This is a genomic window from Alkalispirochaeta alkalica DSM 8900 (assembly GCF_000373545.1).
GTDB lineage: Bacteria > Spirochaetota > Spirochaetia > DSM-27196 > Alkalispirochaetaceae > Alkalispirochaeta > Alkalispirochaeta alkalica.
This window is the reverse complement of sequence record NZ_KB891701.1, coordinates 35682-51576: the sequence shown is the minus strand read 5'-3', so window position 1 is coordinate 51576 and position 15895 is coordinate 35682. Positions and strand designations below refer to the sequence as shown.

11 protein-coding genes are annotated in these 15895 nt (G+C 59.3%); 1 reads left to right on the top strand and 10 read right to left on the bottom strand.

All coding sequences use genetic code 11. From position 1 onward, the window contains the following. Window positions 1-239: 239 nt before the first annotated feature. From B071_RS16245 to B071_RS0106140, 4 genes are all read right to left on the bottom strand, one after another. Window positions 240-1520, bottom strand: coding sequence for an L-lactate MFS transporter (locus tag B071_RS16245; RefSeq protein ID WP_018526230.1), 1281 nt, complete (start codon window positions 1518-1520; stop codon window positions 240-242). Between the two features lie 121 nt (window positions 1521-1641). Next, window positions 1642-2427 (bottom strand): hypothetical protein, encoded by a 786-nt coding sequence (locus B071_RS0106150; protein ID WP_018526229.1) that lies wholly within the window; start codon window positions 2425-2427, stop codon window positions 1642-1644. A 117-nt stretch (window positions 2428-2544) separates the two neighbouring features. Further along, window positions 2545-3306, bottom strand: coding sequence for a hypothetical protein (locus B071_RS0106145; RefSeq protein WP_018526228.1), 762 nt, complete (start codon window positions 3304-3306; stop codon window positions 2545-2547). Beyond that, window positions 3293-4072 carry a ParA family protein gene (locus tag B071_RS0106140; RefSeq protein WP_018526227.1) on the bottom strand — a complete coding sequence of 260 codons (780 nt, stop codon included), beginning with the start codon at window positions 4070-4072 and terminating at the stop codon, window positions 3293-3295. The genes B071_RS0106145 and B071_RS0106140 overlap by 14 nt, the downstream gene beginning before the upstream one ends. A 314-nt stretch (window positions 4073-4386) precedes the next feature. On the opposite strand from B071_RS0106140, the gene B071_RS0106135 reads away from it, so the two are divergent. After that, a complete protein-coding gene (locus tag B071_RS0106135) occupies window positions 4387-5919 on the top strand; it encodes a DUF1368 domain-containing protein (protein WP_157703052.1) in 1533 nt (510 codons plus the stop codon). Here the strand turns inward: B071_RS0106135 and B071_RS0106130 are convergent. The 6 genes from B071_RS0106130 to B071_RS18335 form a co-directional block, all read right to left on the bottom strand. Next, entirely contained in the window at window positions 5841-7502 is a 1662-nt protein-coding gene (locus tag B071_RS0106130; protein ID WP_245534062.1) for a PAS domain S-box protein, read from the bottom strand. The genes B071_RS0106135 and B071_RS0106130 overlap by 79 nt on opposite strands. An 85-nt stretch (window positions 7503-7587) precedes the next feature. Then, window positions 7588-9558 carry a sensor histidine kinase gene (locus B071_RS0106125; protein ID WP_018526224.1) on the bottom strand — a complete coding sequence of 657 codons (1971 nt, stop codon included), beginning with the start codon at window positions 9556-9558 and terminating at the stop codon, window positions 7588-7590. A 115-nt stretch (window positions 9559-9673) separates the two neighbouring features. Then, entirely contained in the window at window positions 9674-11041 is a 1368-nt protein-coding gene (locus tag B071_RS0106120; RefSeq protein WP_018526223.1) for a TolC family protein, read from the bottom strand. Continuing rightward, window positions 11034-14132 carry an efflux RND transporter permease subunit gene (locus B071_RS0106115; protein ID WP_018526222.1) on the bottom strand — a complete coding sequence of 1033 codons (3099 nt, stop codon included), beginning with the start codon at window positions 14130-14132 and terminating at the stop codon, window positions 11034-11036. Before B071_RS0106115 ends, B071_RS0106120 begins: the two co-directional genes overlap by 8 nt. Window positions 14133-14151: 19 nt before the next feature. Then, window positions 14152-15216 (bottom strand): efflux RND transporter periplasmic adaptor subunit, encoded by a 1065-nt coding sequence (locus B071_RS0106110; RefSeq protein ID WP_083914560.1) that lies wholly within the window; start codon window positions 15214-15216, stop codon window positions 14152-14154. Next, window positions 15203-15829, bottom strand: coding sequence for a TetR family transcriptional regulator (locus tag B071_RS18335; protein WP_018526220.1), 627 nt, complete (start codon window positions 15827-15829; stop codon window positions 15203-15205). The genes B071_RS0106110 and B071_RS18335 overlap by 14 nt, the downstream gene beginning before the upstream one ends. Window positions 15830-15895 lie beyond the last annotated feature (66 nt).

Genomic DNA, 15895 nt, shown 5'->3' with positions numbered 1-15895 from the left:
GGGGGGGGCTCTTCTGGCCCGGCCGGGAGACCCCACTCCCGGCGCCGGGGTTTTCTATCCTGCCTGATCTACTGCGGTGTATTCCTGCGAAAATCCCCATGGGGGTATAGTACTACGAAACCCCTTAACAAAGAATCACCCCTCATCCAGGGGACCCTGATGGAGACAATCGCCGTAATCGATCATACTCTTTTACCCCCTCAGGACCTGCCAGCACCTCGCCTCCAGAATAGTGAGGGCTATCCCGACACCTTCACCGGTGCGGGATCCCAGCGGTTCAAAAGGAGCGTTGCCCCGGCAGAGCAGAGCAGAAGCGTCCCGGCGATGACAAAGGTCAGCGCGAAGGAACCGGTCCGCTCGGCCAGGGTCTGGCTGAGGCGGCTCATGATGAATCCCCCCGTCCCCCAGGCAGTAAAGAGCAGCCCGTAGTTCACCCCAAAATTTTTCATCCCCCACCAGGCCTTGGAAAAGGCCGGGAAGAGCGAGAGGTTCGCCCCGTAATTAAAGCCGATACTGGTAGCCACCAGGACCAGCAGAAGGGCGCTGTCCCCCCCCGTTACCACCACGGCAGCGAACATCAAAAGAGCCTGAACCAGGAAGACCAGCCCCAGGGTGCGGTTCTTTCCCAGCCGATCCGAGAGGATGCCCGCCGCGACACGGCCCGCCGCGTTTCCCACAGCCATGATCGCCACGGCCAGAAAGGCCATATCTCCCAGACTCCTCTGGGCAAGACCGGCAATGCTGCCGATCACCATCAATCCCGCACCGGCACCAACAAAATACAGAAGCCAGAGGAGATGAAAGGCGGGGCTTCGCAGCATCTGCCGCGCGGGAACATCTCCACAAGACCCACCCGTCGCGGCGCCCATGGGGGAAGCTCCCCGCTGGTCATCCTGGGGAGCCTCCGCTTCGGGAGAAAACCCGGCAGGAGGGTTCTTGAGAAAGAGGCTCAACACCGAGACGATCAGCAAGAACGCGCCCCCAAAGAGCGCCAGAACCCGGGAAAGGGAGAGCTGTCCCAGGAGAAAATTTGCCAGGGGGGCTATGTAGAGCGGAGCGAGACCGAATCCCGAAACGACGATCCCTGCGATCAGACCACTTCGCTCCCGGGGAAACCATTTCAGGGCAGGGGGTGTACTGGCAGAATAGCCGAAGCCGATGCCGGCACCCACAAGACCGCCAAAACCAAAAACCCACAGGGCGTACGAGGTGGTTCGGGAAATGAGGAAAAACCCGCTCGCCACGAGGAGCCCTCCGAGAAAAGCCGTGAGGGCTGGACCCTTTTTATCCTGCAACCGCCCTGCGGCGATCATGGCAAAAGCAAAGACCAGCGTGCACAGCGCATAGGGGTCGTTGAGCGACGCCGGATTCCACTGAAACGCCCCGGGGCCGCCCTGGTGGATCGACTCGGTGATCGCTTCCTTGAAGATACTCCAGGCGTACAAGACCCCCAGGGCAAGATTAATTCCCAGGCCGGAGGCCACAACGGCCCAGCCCCTGTTCGTGTTATTCTGTTTCATACCTGTCCTTTGATGTATTGGACAGGTGTACCACGTTTAGGGCGTCCCTCTCAACCCGCTTGAGGGTCGCTGCGGAAATCACCCCCGAGGATCGCCGGGCGTAACACCCGTGACTCCGTCTTCAGAAGGAAAACCCCACCGAAAGGGTATATGTTCTGTCCGAGCGATCATCCAGAGCCTGGACAATCCCACTTACAGAAATCCCCCGCCAGAGCAGATCAACACCGCCGCTGGCCAGGGCGATATCGAAATCATGGGTAGTTCCGTTGTACAGCGACTGCCCATAGAGATGCTTGTACATTCCAAAGGGAGAAATCAGAAGCCCTCCCAGGGGGAGGTGGAGCTGCACCCCCGCCAGGGGTGCGGCGTAACGGCTGTAGTAGTTCTCCCATCCCTCGCCGAGGTCCTGGGAAAAAAACTGATGCCCTCCGTCAAAACCGGCAAAGCCCAGAAGCTGGGCCCGCCGACTGCGTTCCGAACCAGCCTCGGTTGATCCCCAGAGCACAACCTCCAAGGTTGGTGCAACGCCGAACCCGGAGACACGAAGGTCCGTCTCCTCATCCTGATCGGAACCCCACGATCCATCTTTTTTTGTCATGATTGCAGCGGTTTCTTCTCCCTGGAGGTAAAAGCCACCGTACTGCAGGGAGAGCCCACCCCAGGAACGCCGAAAGAGGCGGGAGGTGATGTACAGCGACCCACCCTGGAGCGTATAGAGATCGGTCTCCAGGTAGTGCCACGAGAGTTCTGCCCGATGACGATTCGCTGCGGGGTCCCGGGAATAGGATCCGTATCCCCGAGGGGGAGGGGTGATGCTGAATCCCTCCCCCCCGGAGCGTTCCGGCGATTGGGCGCCCAGGACCCCGACTCCCAAAACCAGAACGAACAAAACAGGAAAGACCTTCATGATGCTATTATACCAGACGCCTACAGCCACAGAAAACCTTCAAATGTGTCGTACGGTACGACACATTTCCGCACCCCCCCGTTCGCCCCAGGAGGGCCCTGCCAGCGGCAGAGCTCATCAATCTTCCAGAGTTTTTCTGATCTCCTGTTCCAGATCGGTTCCCCCAAAGAGGGCGATTACCACCTCCCGTGCCCCCAGGGCTCGTTCCCGTTCGGCGGGGTTCTTCAGGGCCGCCTCCAGGGAGGTGATAACCTCCCTGACCCTTTCACGCGGAACCGGTACATCCGAAACACCCGCCGAACCTCGAGGAGCACCCCGTTGCAGGAGCTCGCGATTGCGCTCGATAATATCCTGATCGGCCAGGGATTCCCCCGAGAGAACCCGGGAGAGAAAGGTGTACTGGAGGCCCTGATCCTTGACCTGGCTGATGAGCTTCATCTTCTTCAGCCCCACCGCCTCGATTCGACGGCCGATCTCTTCGATGGGAAGAGGGTCAGCTCCCGAGGCTTGATGATGAACGTAGTGAATCATGGTTCTCACAACCTTGATGATATCGTAGGCGTAACTGCGGGAGACATCGACGGTGCGCTCCAGCCAGGAGCTGAAAGAATCGGTGCGATCGTAAAATCCCGACCAATTGGCGTGGGCGAAGTAGAGATCGAACATCATCTCCACGGAAAGACGATTCATTCGGTCGGCGTTTTTTCGTATTCGTCGCTCCAAATGATCAAAGCTGATCGGTTGTGCCGTGACGGGATCGTAATAGCGAAGGCGCAGCGCCTCGGCCGCCGGGTCGACCTCCTGGCGAACCTCGCTCCCCCCCAGGGGATCCACCACTGAGGCATTTACCTTTATTTTTGAAAGGTCATGCTTCGCCATTAATCACTCCCCGGGCGATGAGTTCATCGAGAAGGGTGGCGTATTCCGCGTAAGCCCGGCTTCCCGGGGTGAGTCGCTCGTTGTCGATCGAATAGGTCTTTTCGATTTCCGTTGCCCGATGAATAAGGGTATTTGTGGTGTAGCGACTGAAGTTCTCCCGCACCTGCTGCAGTAAAATATCCTTGATCTGACGGTTCTCTTCGTAGAAGGTGGGAACCACGGCGATCGCCTCGATCTGGCGGTTCACCAGCCGCTGGTCGCGGAGCGCGCTTTGAATATCCCGGAAGGTTGTATTTACCCCCCGCACAGCCCATTTATCGAGTTGGGTGGGAACCACCACGGCGTGGGAGGCTATCAGGCTCAGACGGGTTGTAAAAAACCGCGACGGGGGCGTATCGATCACCACATTATCGTAGTGTTCCTCCACCTCCTTCAGGGCGTTGTGGAGGAGAAACCACCGGGACGGCCCCTCATCGATGGCGGTGGTTATATCAGCGAGCTCGAGCTCGCTGGGAACGAGGGAGATCGACACTCCCTCGATTGGCCGCGCGGCCTCTTCGATGGAACACTCCTCACGGAGAACGCTACTGAGGGTGTGGTGAAACTGCAGGTCGGCAAAAAAGTGGCTCGTCGTGGCGTTTTGTGGATCCGTGTCGATCAGAAGAACTCTGCGCTTCTTATCCATTGCCAGCATATAGGCAAGACTGATCGCTGTTGCGCTTTTTCCTACACCACCCTTTACCGAAGCAACCGAAAGAACATGCATATCTGATTATTCTCCTTGCCGAACGCCCACGCGCTATGAGATCTCTGGACTGAAGATAGGGCATTTCCCGGGTCAACGCAAGGCAGAGCGATCACACTATTTCCCCCCCAGCGATCACACCCTTCTCCCCCAGCGATCACACCCTTTCCCCCCCACGGTCACACTTTTTACCCCCATCGTTCACACCCTTCACCCCCCTCCGTTCTTGTAAACTCTTTTTAAATAGTCATTTACCTTGTCTCTAAGTATACTTAAGTATAAAGAAATATTAAGAAGTATTTGACATGCTGCTTCAATCGTTTTTATAGTTGGCCATGGCAGAACAGGATTCTCTCCAGGAGGAGATAGAACGCTCCGTTGCAACGGAGATCAATTTTCTCCGACTCCCCATCTTCAGCACCTCCAAAACAACGGGAGAGCGTCAGACCGACCGGTACGACTACAGCCTTCACAACGATCTCTTTCAAATCGAGGTAACCCACGAGAGAAATCTTACCGCCTACGACCGGAAAATGCTTCTTGCCATTGAATATCTCTACCTGAAACAAAATCCCACCTTCGAATCGAATATTGTGGTGACTACCTTCAAGGAGATCGCCGATGTCCTGAACATGAGTTCCTCGAACACCCAAAAAATATACGAGAGTCTTTCGAAACTTCGCTCGGTGGAAATCAAGACGATTCTTAAAATACGACGGGACGGAAAAAGTTACGATGTAAAAAGCGAGTTTAATCTTCTCTATCGCATCACCAGAATCCAGGCCGATGTCCGGACGGGAAAAACCAGCAGGACCAATCGTGTCGAGATCGCCCTGAACGACTGGCACGTGGAAAACTTCCGGAACCGTTATTACCGGGTGGTCAACATGGGCCTTGTGGCACAACTGAAGAGCGGGATCGCCGTGAGGCTCTTCGATTATTTGAATTACACAGTCTTCTACTTCGACAAAAAGACACAAAAATACCGTCAGCGCATGCACACGGAAATACCCTACCAGACCCTGGTGGAGTATCTTCATATTTCCCCTCAACGGGGAATAAAGAACATACGCAAGCAATTTGCCACAGCGCTTCAGGAACTGCGGGACAAGGAAGTCATCCAGGCCTGGTCCTTCGAGCGACGGGTTCAGGATGTGTACATCAAACTGGATCTCATGAGATCGATCAATTGGCGGGAGGTAACGCCCGAGACGGTGGAGAAATTTCCCCTGGTGCAACCGGAAAAACCTCGGGGGAAAAAGGGTGTGGCACCGCAAAAAATCGCGCAGCGGATGAAGAGCCACGGTCTGGGGGAGGGGCAGATACGGGAACTTCTGGCGACCTATCCGGAAAAAATGATACGGGAGAAGCTGGATCAGCTGGAATTTTTACTTCGGGAGCGACCAGAGAAGGTGAAGGGGCCGAGCCGGTATCTCTATCAGTCGGTTCGTGAGGACTGGCAGGATGATGAATTCCTGAAAGATCAGGAAAAGGAGAAAAGCCAGGAGGAGGAGCGGAAGAAGTCCCGGCAGAAACAGAAGGAGAGGGATTTACAGGATGCCTACGGATCCTTCCGGGATCAGGCTCGACGGTCTTTTCTCGAGGGCCTTTCCCGGGAAGAGCGGGAAGCCTTCGACCAGCGGATCGAGCGGCGGGTGAGGGAGCAGGCTGGGACAGATCGGGAATGGATGGTGGGAGCCTTGCGGATCGCCGAACGGGAGAGGCTGCTCGACGAGGCGCTGGAGCTCCCCGATTTTGAGCTCTGGTGCAGCGTGGCGGAAGGAGGCTCCTACGGGGAAGGGGTAAAAGGGTGTGATGCTTCCCTGATGGCGATTAATCCCACCGATTCTCCCTCGGGGTTGGTATAGACCTGGCCCACCGAATCGAGCCAGATATATCCCCGTTCGGGGTGGAGATAGCGATACACGGCGCGGCCCTCCCGTCCCGTTCGGGCCGCTTCCTGGAAGGTTTCCATCGCGCGTTCCCGGTCCTGGGGATGGACAAATTCGAAGCAGGAATCGCCGAGGATCTCCTTACCGCGTCCCAAAAGCCGCTCGTGGCTGGGAGAAACATAGCGGCACCGTCCCTGAAGATCCGTTTCGAGAAGAGCATCGCAGAGGTGATCCGTGCGGGATTGGAGAAACTCATCCCGGGTTTCTGGGGTCGTAACGTCGTAGCGAAGCCCGAAGATCTGGTCGATTCTTCCTTGAGAGTCGTAGAGACAGAGGTAGTCTCCCAGAGTTGAGAAACGGGAACCGTCGGAGCGGAGCTCTTCGGTTCGAATGTGGAGCTTTCCCCGTTCCAGAAGCTGTTTCCAGAGGCTCTTCCCTTTTTCCGGATTGGTTTCAAAGAGTTGCGCCGGTCCTCTTCCCAGAAGTTCGTCAGGATTCTGACCGTACTGCCCGGCGAAGGCCTGATTGACCCGCACGATCTTCTGGGTGGCGAAGGCGCGATCGATAAGAATCTCCCGATCTTCTGTGGCCTTCCAGGTAAAGGGGGGATCGCAGCGCATAAAGAAACACCCCGCCGAAGATCCCTCAATAATTCGGTCCAGCACCGCCGAGAGCTCTTCGTAGGCGTTCCGGGCTCTTTGACGACCCGTGACATCCCGAGCCATTCCCTCGAAGGCCACGAGGGTCCCCGTCTCGTCGTAGACGGGGGAGCTCATGTGCTCGGCCCAAATCAGGGATCCATCCTTTTTTTTCCACCGCAGAACCAGGGGGTCCTTCCGGGAACGGCGATCCTTCAGGAGGTCCGGCAGAAGATGGCTGTCATCGGGGTGGATCATGCGGTACCCGATCTCGGGGTCTTGGTAGAGTTCTTCCGGGGTATACCCGGTGATACGGGTCGCCGAGGGGCTCACGTAGGAAAAGCGACGGACCGGGACGAATTCGAAGCGGTAGATCATGTCCTGGGCCTGTTCCGAGAAGAGGCGTAACCGCTCCTGGCTCTCGTGAAGCGCCGTTTCGCCCTGGCGAAGCTGGTCACGCGAGCGGAGCAGCTGTTGATTTGTTACCTGGAGCTGCCTGTTTGCTGCCTCGATTCGGGCGTTCTGGGAGATGATATTCTGCTGGGCCTCGAAGAGGCGAAAAGCCATCTTGATGGAGGCGATCAGGACGGTTTCGCCGGAGTTTTTTACGATATACCCGTAGGAGGTAATTCCCTCGGTCTTCTCCACCACGGCCTGCTCGGTGTGGGAGGAGAGAAAAACCAGGGGAATCATCCGATTTTCCAGAATCGATCGAGCCACTTCGGTTCCGTCGATAGCCCCCCCCAGGTCAATGTCCATGAGGATCAGATCGATATCGGCGTTCTTTTCGACGATCTCCAGGGCCTTCTGACCTGAATGGGCCAGGACAACGCGAAAGCCGTACTTTTCCAGGGTCATCGCCTCGGTCATGGCGATGATCACCTCGTCTTCGATGAGAAGAATTGTCTTGTGATTGCTCATGGGCATGGAATACCACCCTTACTGATCAAATAAACTTATTTACATTATAACAAATATTTCTACAAATTCAATGAAGGTTGTCACTCTACTCCTCCTTTCGGGGGGGCTCCCGGGTGGGAGGAAACGTCCCGGGGATGGTAATGGTCACCTCGATTCCCGGGTGAGCCGATATGATCCTGTAGCTTCCCTTGAGCTGCTGCGTGAGGGCCCGAACGATGGTAATTCCCAGCCCTTCCTGGATATTCTGGCTCTCGCCGGGGCCGTAATCGCGCAGGGAAAGTTCAAGCCCCCCGGAAGTTCTGGTGAGGGTGATCCGGAAGGGGATCTCTCCCGGGGAGGTGTGACCGTGGAGGGCGATGTTCTCCAAAAGTTCCCGGACGATAAGTCCCAGGGGAGCGGCCACATCCAGGGGGAGGGGGACTCCCTCGATCACCGACGCCGGGGGTGATCGGTCGGGGTGGTGCCCGTCCCCTCCCTCAAGGGCCTCGGTGCTTCCCAGGACCTGGTAGGCGATCGCGTAGAGGTAGGCCCTGGAATCGACACGGAGGTGTTCCGTGGTATCGACTGCCAGGATATAGGCCGAGGCGAGGGCCGATATCCGGGACTGTACCTTTTCCAGCGAGGCCGTATCGTTTCCCGGAGAGAGGGTTTTGTGAAGTTCGATCAGGCTGTCCAGAAACTGGAAGTTGTTCTTTACCCGGTGAAAGAGTTCCCGGAGAAGAAGTTCCCGCTCCTCCAGGGTGGCGGCGAGAATGCGTTCGTTCTGTTTCCGAGTGGTGATATCCCGGATGATGACCTGGGCCAGGGGTCCCTCGGCTGAGGGAAACGACGCCAGGGAGACTTCGGCGTCAAAGGAGGTTCCATCGGCGCGCCGGTGAACCCACTCCACCGAGAGGGACCTTCCCGCGATCGCCGAGTCGATCAGCTCCCGGGCGGAGCGGGTGCTGGGGGTTCCGTCGACCTGGAACTCCGGAGATAGATCGCCCGGGGTCGAGCCAATGAGATCCTCCCGGGGGAGACCGAAGAGCTGGGCCGCCCGGGGGTTGCCGTCGAGGATTCGCGCCTCTTTGTCGAGGATGATGATTCCGTCCTGGGCGTGTTCCACCAGGGAGCGATAGCGCAGTTCCGATTCCCGGAGTTCCGCCTCCCGGGTCCGTACCGCCCCTTCCAGACGGCGCTCCTCTTCCTGGAGGGTGAAGGAGTATTTCCGCTCGTTGTAGACCCGCAGGGTCATATAGGAAATCAGAAAGAGAACAAAGAGAGAAACCAGAAGGGTTGCTTTCCGGGGGGAATCCATCGATTGAAGTTCCTGGAGGAGGAGATGTTGCGCTTCGGCGGTGATGATGGAGAAGCGCTCGTTGGCCAGGTCGAAGGATCGGGTCTCGATCAGGTAGGTCTCCTCATCCAGCGTCGCCAGGGATCTGTCGGGGGAGGAACTCCACAGGAGGGTGGAATCGCTATTCTCGATCGCCACGATCCGCTGTCCCCGGGCGCTCAGGGGGAGAAGAAACTTCTCCCGGGCCTGGCGAAAGCTCACAACCGTTCCCAGAATCCCCCGGGGAGCTCCTTCGTGGTAAACCGGGTAGAGGAGGATGAAAAAGGGAGCTTCCCGATCGTAGGAATCGGATAGCACCAGGGGTGTTCCCTCGGTGAGAAGCGGGTCCGTCCAGAGGTCTCGAACCGCCTCGTGGATGATCGCTTCTCCCGGTTCGCGGGGGGTTCGACGCGCGATAAATCGGGGTTCTTCGGGGGAGGTGTAGAAGGCGTAGACTCGCGACTCCCCGTAGGAGGCGAGTTCCGCCGCGAGGAGGAGATTCATCGAGTCATCGGAACGTCCTCCGGCGAGATAGTCGGGAAAGGAGTAGGTGGCGAGGATCAGGTTTTCCTCGAGGAGCCGGAGAAACCCCTCCTCGATAGCCCGGGTTGCCAGTTCCGTCTGGAGGGCCCGGTTTTCTGCGGCCAAAGAGAGGTGCATGGCGAGGGTGGTGCGGTCGGCAAAGGAGAGCGACCCCAGGACCAGGGCGAGCGAGACCAGGATCACAGCGATATACCGCACTGGTGATGGAGATCCCCCCCCGCTCTTCATGCACTCAAGTCTATGTGTTTTTGCAAATTCCGCAAGAACTCCCCCGGTCCCGGAACGGGCGGGGGACCGGGGGGAATGAAGGTGGTCAGAGGAAGGGGTCGATCTCGCTGCCCCGTCCCGTGGCGCGTTGCCAGGAGAAGTAGGCGTTCAGGTAATCGAAGACCGCCGAGAAGTAGCTCAACCGGGCCTGTTCGAGGCTCACCCGGGCGTCCTTCAGGTCGAGCTGGGTGGCCATGCCGTTTTCCAGGAAGTTTTCCGTGACCTCGAAGGCTTCCTCGGCGGTGGCCATGGTCTGCCGGGCCGATTCGATTCGCTCCTGCGCCTCCTGGAGGGTGAGGCGGATGTTCTGAAGCTCCGTGGAGATATCGGACTCGCGTTGGGAAATTTCAATCTGTGTTTTGGTCAGCTCCAGCTGGGCCTGGCGTACCGCAGCGGGGCGGCTTCCCCCGTAGTAGATGGGCACGGCCAGGGTGAGTCCCAGGGTGAAGGTGTCGGTCCAGTCGTCGCTGCTGAATCCCGAGAAGCCGTCGCTCGAGGCTCTGCCGCCGTAGTTGACCGAGGCTGTCACGTTGGGGTAGTAGGCGGCGCGCTGGGCTTCCACGTTCAGCTCCTGCATCCGTTTCTTGCTCAGGAGCATCTGGAAATCGGGGCGGAGCGCCGGGTTTTCCCAGGCCGGTCCCGTATCGGGGAAGTCCGGGTAGGTCTCGAGGGTTCCCTCGATGGAAAGTTCCCGATCCCGGGGAAGGCCCGCCATGTTCTTCAGGTGTTCCAGGGCGATCTGGAGGTTCCGTCGTGCCTGGGTGGTGTTGGGTTGGGTCATCTTCCAGTTAACCTCGGCCTGGAGCGCCTCCAGGCGGGAGGCAACCCCCGTCTCGTAGCGGCGCAGGGCGTCGCGGTAGTTCTCCTGGGCGATCTCCTCGGAGGATTCCCGAACCCGCAGAACCTCCTGGAGCAGAAGGGTCTGGAAAAAGAGCTGTTTCGCTGCGGTGATGATCTCCTGGTGCGCCGTCTCGTAGACCCGCCCGGTGAAGGAGGTGAACTGCCGGCTCACCTCGAGCCCCCGAAAGACGGACATGTTGAAGATATTCTGCTCCAGGGATATTCCCAGAGAAAAGTCGTTGTCCTTGCTCACCGTGACGTCGCGGTACCTGATCGGGTAGGGGCCACTACCATTACCCTCGGCGAAGGCGGGAACGGACTGCTCGATTTCCAGGAGGTTTCGGGCGTAGCCAACCTGGGCGCCCACCGAGGGGAAGAGCTGGGATCGCACAGCCCGCTCCTGGGTTGCTGCCAGGGAGCGGTCCGTGCGGGCCTGTTCCAGGTCCCGGCTGTAGGACTCCACCAGGTTGATGAAGGCGGCAAGGTCCAGGGTCTCTTGGGCGAAGAGCTGACCCGACAGGGGGGCCAGGAGGAGCACTCCCGCGATCGCTGATCGAACGAGGGTCTTAGTCATGGTGGTTCCTTCCTTTTTTGGGGTTCGTCCCGGCGGTGTCTTTCCGGGATTCTATCAGATTTTCGAAAGCGGGGATCACAAAAAGCGAGAGAAAGGTGGTTGTGGCGAGGCCGCCGATGCTCACGATTCCCATGGGTTGTCGCATCTCGGCACCCCAGGCACCGATTCCCAGGGCCATGGGGAGCATTCCCAGGATGGTGGCGCTGTTGGCCATCACGATGGGTCTGAGTTTTGCCGGGGCCGCCTCGAGGAGGGCCTGGCGAACACCGCGGCCCTCCCGGCGCAGCTGGTTGGCGTAGTCCAGAATGAGGATCGCGTTATTCACCACGAGCCCCACCAGCATGACGATAGCCAGCATGGAGACGATGTTCATGGTTTTCCCCGTGAGGAGAAAGGCCACCACCACCCCGATCAGGGAGAGGGGGATGGTGGAGAGAATCAGAAGGGGCTGAACAAACTTCTCGAGAATCGCCGCCAGGAGCATATAGGTGAGGACGATGGCCAGAATAAAGACGAAGAGAAACTCCCGGACCGTCTCCTCCAGCATCTCGGCGTCCCCTCCCCAGGACAGGCCGTACCCCGGAGGGAGGTCCAGGGAGTTCACCAGATCCTGAATCGGCTGGTTCACGTGTCCCAGGACGTAGCCCGGGTCGAGATCGGCCGAGAACTCCACCGAGAGAATCTTGTCCTCCCGCAGGATCGTGTCGCCCGCCTGGGAGAGTTCCACCCGGGCAAAATGTTCCAGGGGAAAGATTCCGGCCTCCGTGGGGATCAGGATCTGGCCGATCCGGTCGGCGCCCGAGACATCCTCCTTCGCCAGGGCAACCCTGATATCGTACTCCTCGCCGCCCTCGCGGAAGGTGGACATCACCAGCCCCTCCACGGCTCCCCGGACGGTCAGGGCAAGATCCTGAACGGTGATTCCCGCGTGGACCAGCTTCTGTCGGTCCGGGTAGAGCACCACCTCGGGGCTCCCCGGCTTGTTGGAGCTGTCGATATTCCGCAGACCGGGGATATCGTCCAGTTTGGGGCGCAGCGTCGCGGCCAGCTCTTCCAGGACTTCCCGCTCCAGTCCCTGGAGGTAGAACGTGACCGGGGCCATGCCGCTCTCGCTCTGGGAAGAGGAGACGCGGAAGATCGCTCCCGGGAGATCGGCCAGATCCTCTCCGATTTGTGCGGCGATGATCTCGTTGGAGACCCGGTCCGATCGCTCGATGAGCTTGATATCTACCCGGGCCAGGTTTGTTCCCCGATTCAGGGCGCTGGTGGAACCCAGGGTGATTACGGCGTTCTCCACCTCCCTGTAGCGGGCGACGCGGCGTTCCACCTCCCTCAAAAGCGCTGCTGTCCGGTCCAGGTCGGAACCTGTGGGGAGCTCCACATCGATCCTGACCGTTCCCTGGTCCATGGCGGGAGAGAACTCGAAGGGGACCTTCCCGAAGAAGGACATGGCCAGGAGAAAAATCAGAATGGTTCCCACGATGAGCAGGGCGCTGCGGAGCTTGCTGTGGAGGGTTTTTTCCAGGATGAAGGCGTAGCCCCCTTCCATGAGGCGAAAGAAGGCCTCCAGGCGGTCCCCCAGGGGGTGTTTCTTTCGGTCCACCTCGGGGAGCAGGAGCGATGCCAGCATGGGGGTCAGGGTGAAGGAGATCAGGAGCGAGAAGAGGGTGGCGAAGGAGATCGCCAGGGCGAACTCCCGGAGAAAGAGCCCGGCGATCCCGCTCATGGTGGCCATGGGAAAGAAAACGGCGATGTTCGTCATGGTGGAGGCCACCACGGCCACGGTGACCTCTGCTGTCCCCCGGGCTGCTGCGGTCCTGCGGTCGTGGCCGAGCTCCTTGTGGCGAAAGATGTTCTCCAGAACCACCACGGAGTTCATGATGAGCACCCCCACGGCGGTGGCGATCCCCATGAGGGACATGATGTTCAGGGACATCCCCAAGAGGTCCATCACGAAGAAGGTGGGGATGATCGACATGGGCATGGAGAGGGCGATGATCAGGGTGGATCGCAGGTCGTGGAGAAAGAGCAGGAGCACCAGGGCTGTGAGAAGAATACCCAGCAGAATATTGGAGAGGGTGTCATCGACGCTTCCCTGGATCGCCTCGGCGGAATCGCTGGTGATCGCCAGATCCACGCCTGCGGGAAGCAGTTCGCGCAGCGCCGGCAGCAGGGCCCGAACGTTTTGGGCGATCTCCACGGGATTTCCCTCGGGGGTCTTCATGACCTCCAGGGTTACGGTGTTGCTGAAGTGCTCCCCCGTGAGGTTGTCCAGAAAGGAGGTTCGTTCGCGCATCTCCTCGCCGGTGTCGATAATCCGGGCGATGTTGCCCAGGATTTTTCGCTCTCCCCGCACGGGAATCTCCAGATTCGAAAGATCCTCGAGAGAGAGGAACCGACCGTCGAGGCGGACGGAAAAATCCTGCCCCCCCGTCTGGATCGCACCGCCGGGCATATCCAGATTTGCCCCGGCGATGGTTCGGGCCAGGCCGGGCAGACTCAGGGCGTTCTCGTAGAGGGCGTGGTTGGAGAGCTCCACGCGGATCTCTCGTTTCCGGTTTCCCGAGATATTGACCTGGCTCACCCCGGGGATCCGCGAGAGGTGGTCCCTGAGGGTGGTCTCGGCCAGCTCGCCGATCGTGACCGCCTCCAGATCGCCGCTTGCCACCAGATTGACCACAGGGGTTTCGGTGATGTTGAGCTTCTGGATGATGGGGCGCTCGGCGTCATCGGGAAGATCGTTCAGGATGGTATCGACTTTATCCTTGGTCTCCTGGGTGGCGATATCGGGATCCTTTCCGATATCGAACTCCAGAATAATGATCGATACGCTGTCGAGGCTGTAGGAGAGCATTTTTTTCAGGCCGCTCACGGTGCTCACCTCGTCCTCGATAAGCTGTGAGACCTGGCTGGCTACCTGATCGGGGTTCGCCCCGGGATAGACGGTCTGGATGGTCACGTAGGGGATGTCCACGGCGGGCATCATGTTCAGGGGCAGGCCGATGAAGCCGATGGCGCCGAAGAGGAGGGTGGCCGCCAGGACCATGGTCATCAGTACGGGGCGGCGGATAGAGAGATCCGATAGAAACATAGTCTTCGTTCCCCCTTTTCTAAGGTTGCATCAGGGGCGATTCCTGCCCCATGACCCGAAGGGTTCGACCCTCCCGAAGCTGATCGATGCCCTGGGAGACCAGGTGATCTCCCGGGACCAGGCCCGAAAGAACCTCCCGATACACCCCCTGGTGACGTCCCAGGAGAACCGGTCGACGTGCCGCCCGGCCCTCTTCGGCCACGTAGACGTAGAAGCCCTCGGCGTCGGAGCGCAGGTCCTGCTGGAGGAGGAGGATCGCCTCGTCCTGCCGGTAGGTCTCGATGTGAATGGTGGCGGTGACCCCGCTGCGTACGGCAAGATCGGGGTTATCGAACTGGAGTTTGGTGGAGAAGGCCCGGGTGGTTTTATCCATGGCCATATCGATCTCCTGGACAACACCCCGTATCTCCCGGTCCCGCCAGATCGCCCGGGCGGGGAGGCCGGGGGCGATCATCTCGGCGTGGTGATCGCTGGTCCAGACCGTCGTCTTCAGGCGGTCGAAGACAGAGACGGTGAACAGGGGGTCTCCCGGCTGGACGTTGTCCGATTCCGAGACGGCCATGCGGGTAATGTAGCCCGTGAGGGGCGACTGAACCTCTACCATCTTGCGGGCGGTCTGCCAGTTGGCCTGGGCTACTTCGAACTGGGTTCGTGCGTTGTCGTAGGCCTGACGCGAGACCCCCTCTTCCAGATGGAGGCGGCGGGTTCGCTCGTAGGCCTGGCGGGCGTTTTCGAGGTTGACCCGGGCCTGCTCGAACCCTACCGAGGGGTTGTCCCGGGGAAAGATCACCACCGGCGTGTCCCGTCTCACGCGGTCACCCACGCGGAGGCGGATCTCCTCGACCCGGTCGGATACCAGGGCCGTGGCGGTGGATTCGGTGATCCCGCTGAGCCGACCTGTGTAGCTCACGTAGGTCCGGAAGGGGGTGGTCTCGACGGGTCTGGTGATGACGGGAACTCCCTCGGCGTGGTGGATCTCCTCGATGCTTCGCGAGGAGCGTTCTTCGGGCCCGGCGCATCCCGGGAGGGTCAGGAGAATCAGAGCCAGCGGGAAGAGGAAGGGCACGGCGTCAGGCCTTTTCATGGATACTCCTTGTGGAATGGTTGGGCGAGGGGGCAAAGCCCCGGACGATGAAATCGGCGATGTGGCCGATCTCTTCCCGGGAGAGGGTGGTTCCCTGGTAACTCGATTCCAGAAAGACCCCCACTATCAGGGCATGGAGCGAGAGCTGGGCCGTGGAGGCCGACCAGCGGGAGAAGATCTGGCCCTTCTCGATCGCTTCCTGCAGGAGGGTGATCCCCCGGCCTGATGCAAGATCGTTCAGTTCCTCCGACGAGGCCTGGGTGGTGAGGGATTCCCGCAGGATAAACTCCTGCATCATCCGCCACCGCCGGTCCGAGAAGAACCGCGAGAGCATGGTGGTGATCGCCCGGTGAAGCGATTCCAGCATGGGCAGGTCGCTTTTTACCGCCTCTTCCTGGAGTTCGTCGTAGTACGAGCAGGACTGGCTGACGATCTCCTCGAAAAAGGCTTCCTTGTTCTTGAAATGCCAGTAGATCGCCCCGCGGGTGACCCCCGCCTTTCGGGCGATATCGCTCATGGTGGCGGCGGTAAAGCCCTTTTCGGAGAAGACCTGGAGACCTGCGTCGAAGATGGCCTCCCGGGTCTGTTCCGATTCCTCTTTTGTTCGTCTCATTTACATACATCCTTGATTGTATGTATAATTCCCCCGGTCGATCCATGTCAAGAGAAATGTATCGGG

Coding starts and splice junctions, on each gene's coding strand:
- B071_RS16245 (WP_018526230.1), bottom strand. CDS start 1,520: ATGAAACAGAATAACACGAACAGGGGCTGGGCCGTTGTGGCCTCCGGC.
- B071_RS0106150 (WP_018526229.1), bottom strand. CDS start 2,427: ATGAAGGTCTTTCCTGTTTTGTTCGTTCTGGTTTTGGGAGTCGGGGTC.
- B071_RS0106145 (WP_018526228.1), bottom strand. CDS start 3,306: ATGGCGAAGCATGACCTTTCAAAAATAAAGGTAAATGCCTCAGTGGTG.
- B071_RS0106140 (WP_018526227.1), bottom strand. CDS start 4,072: ATGCATGTTCTTTCGGTTGCTTCGGTAAAGGGTGGTGTAGGAAAAAGC.
- B071_RS0106135 (WP_157703052.1), top strand. CDS start 4,387: ATGGCAGAACAGGATTCTCTCCAGGAGGAGATAGAACGCTCCGTTGCA.
- B071_RS0106130 (WP_245534062.1), bottom strand. CDS start 7,502: ATGAGCAATCACAAGACAATTCTTCTCATCGAAGACGAGGTGATCATC.
- B071_RS0106120 (WP_018526223.1), bottom strand. CDS start 11,041: ATGACTAAGACCCTCGTTCGATCAGCGATCGCGGGAGTGCTCCTCCTG.
- B071_RS0106115 (WP_018526222.1), bottom strand. CDS start 14,132: ATGTTTCTATCGGATCTCTCTATCCGCCGCCCCGTACTGATGACCATG.
- B071_RS0106110 (WP_083914560.1), bottom strand. CDS start 15,216: ATGAAAAGGCCTGACGCCGTGCCCTTCCTCTTCCCGCTGGCTCTGATT.
- B071_RS18335 (WP_018526220.1), bottom strand. CDS start 15,829: ATGAGACGAACAAAAGAGGAATCGGAACAGACCCGGGAGGCCATCTTC.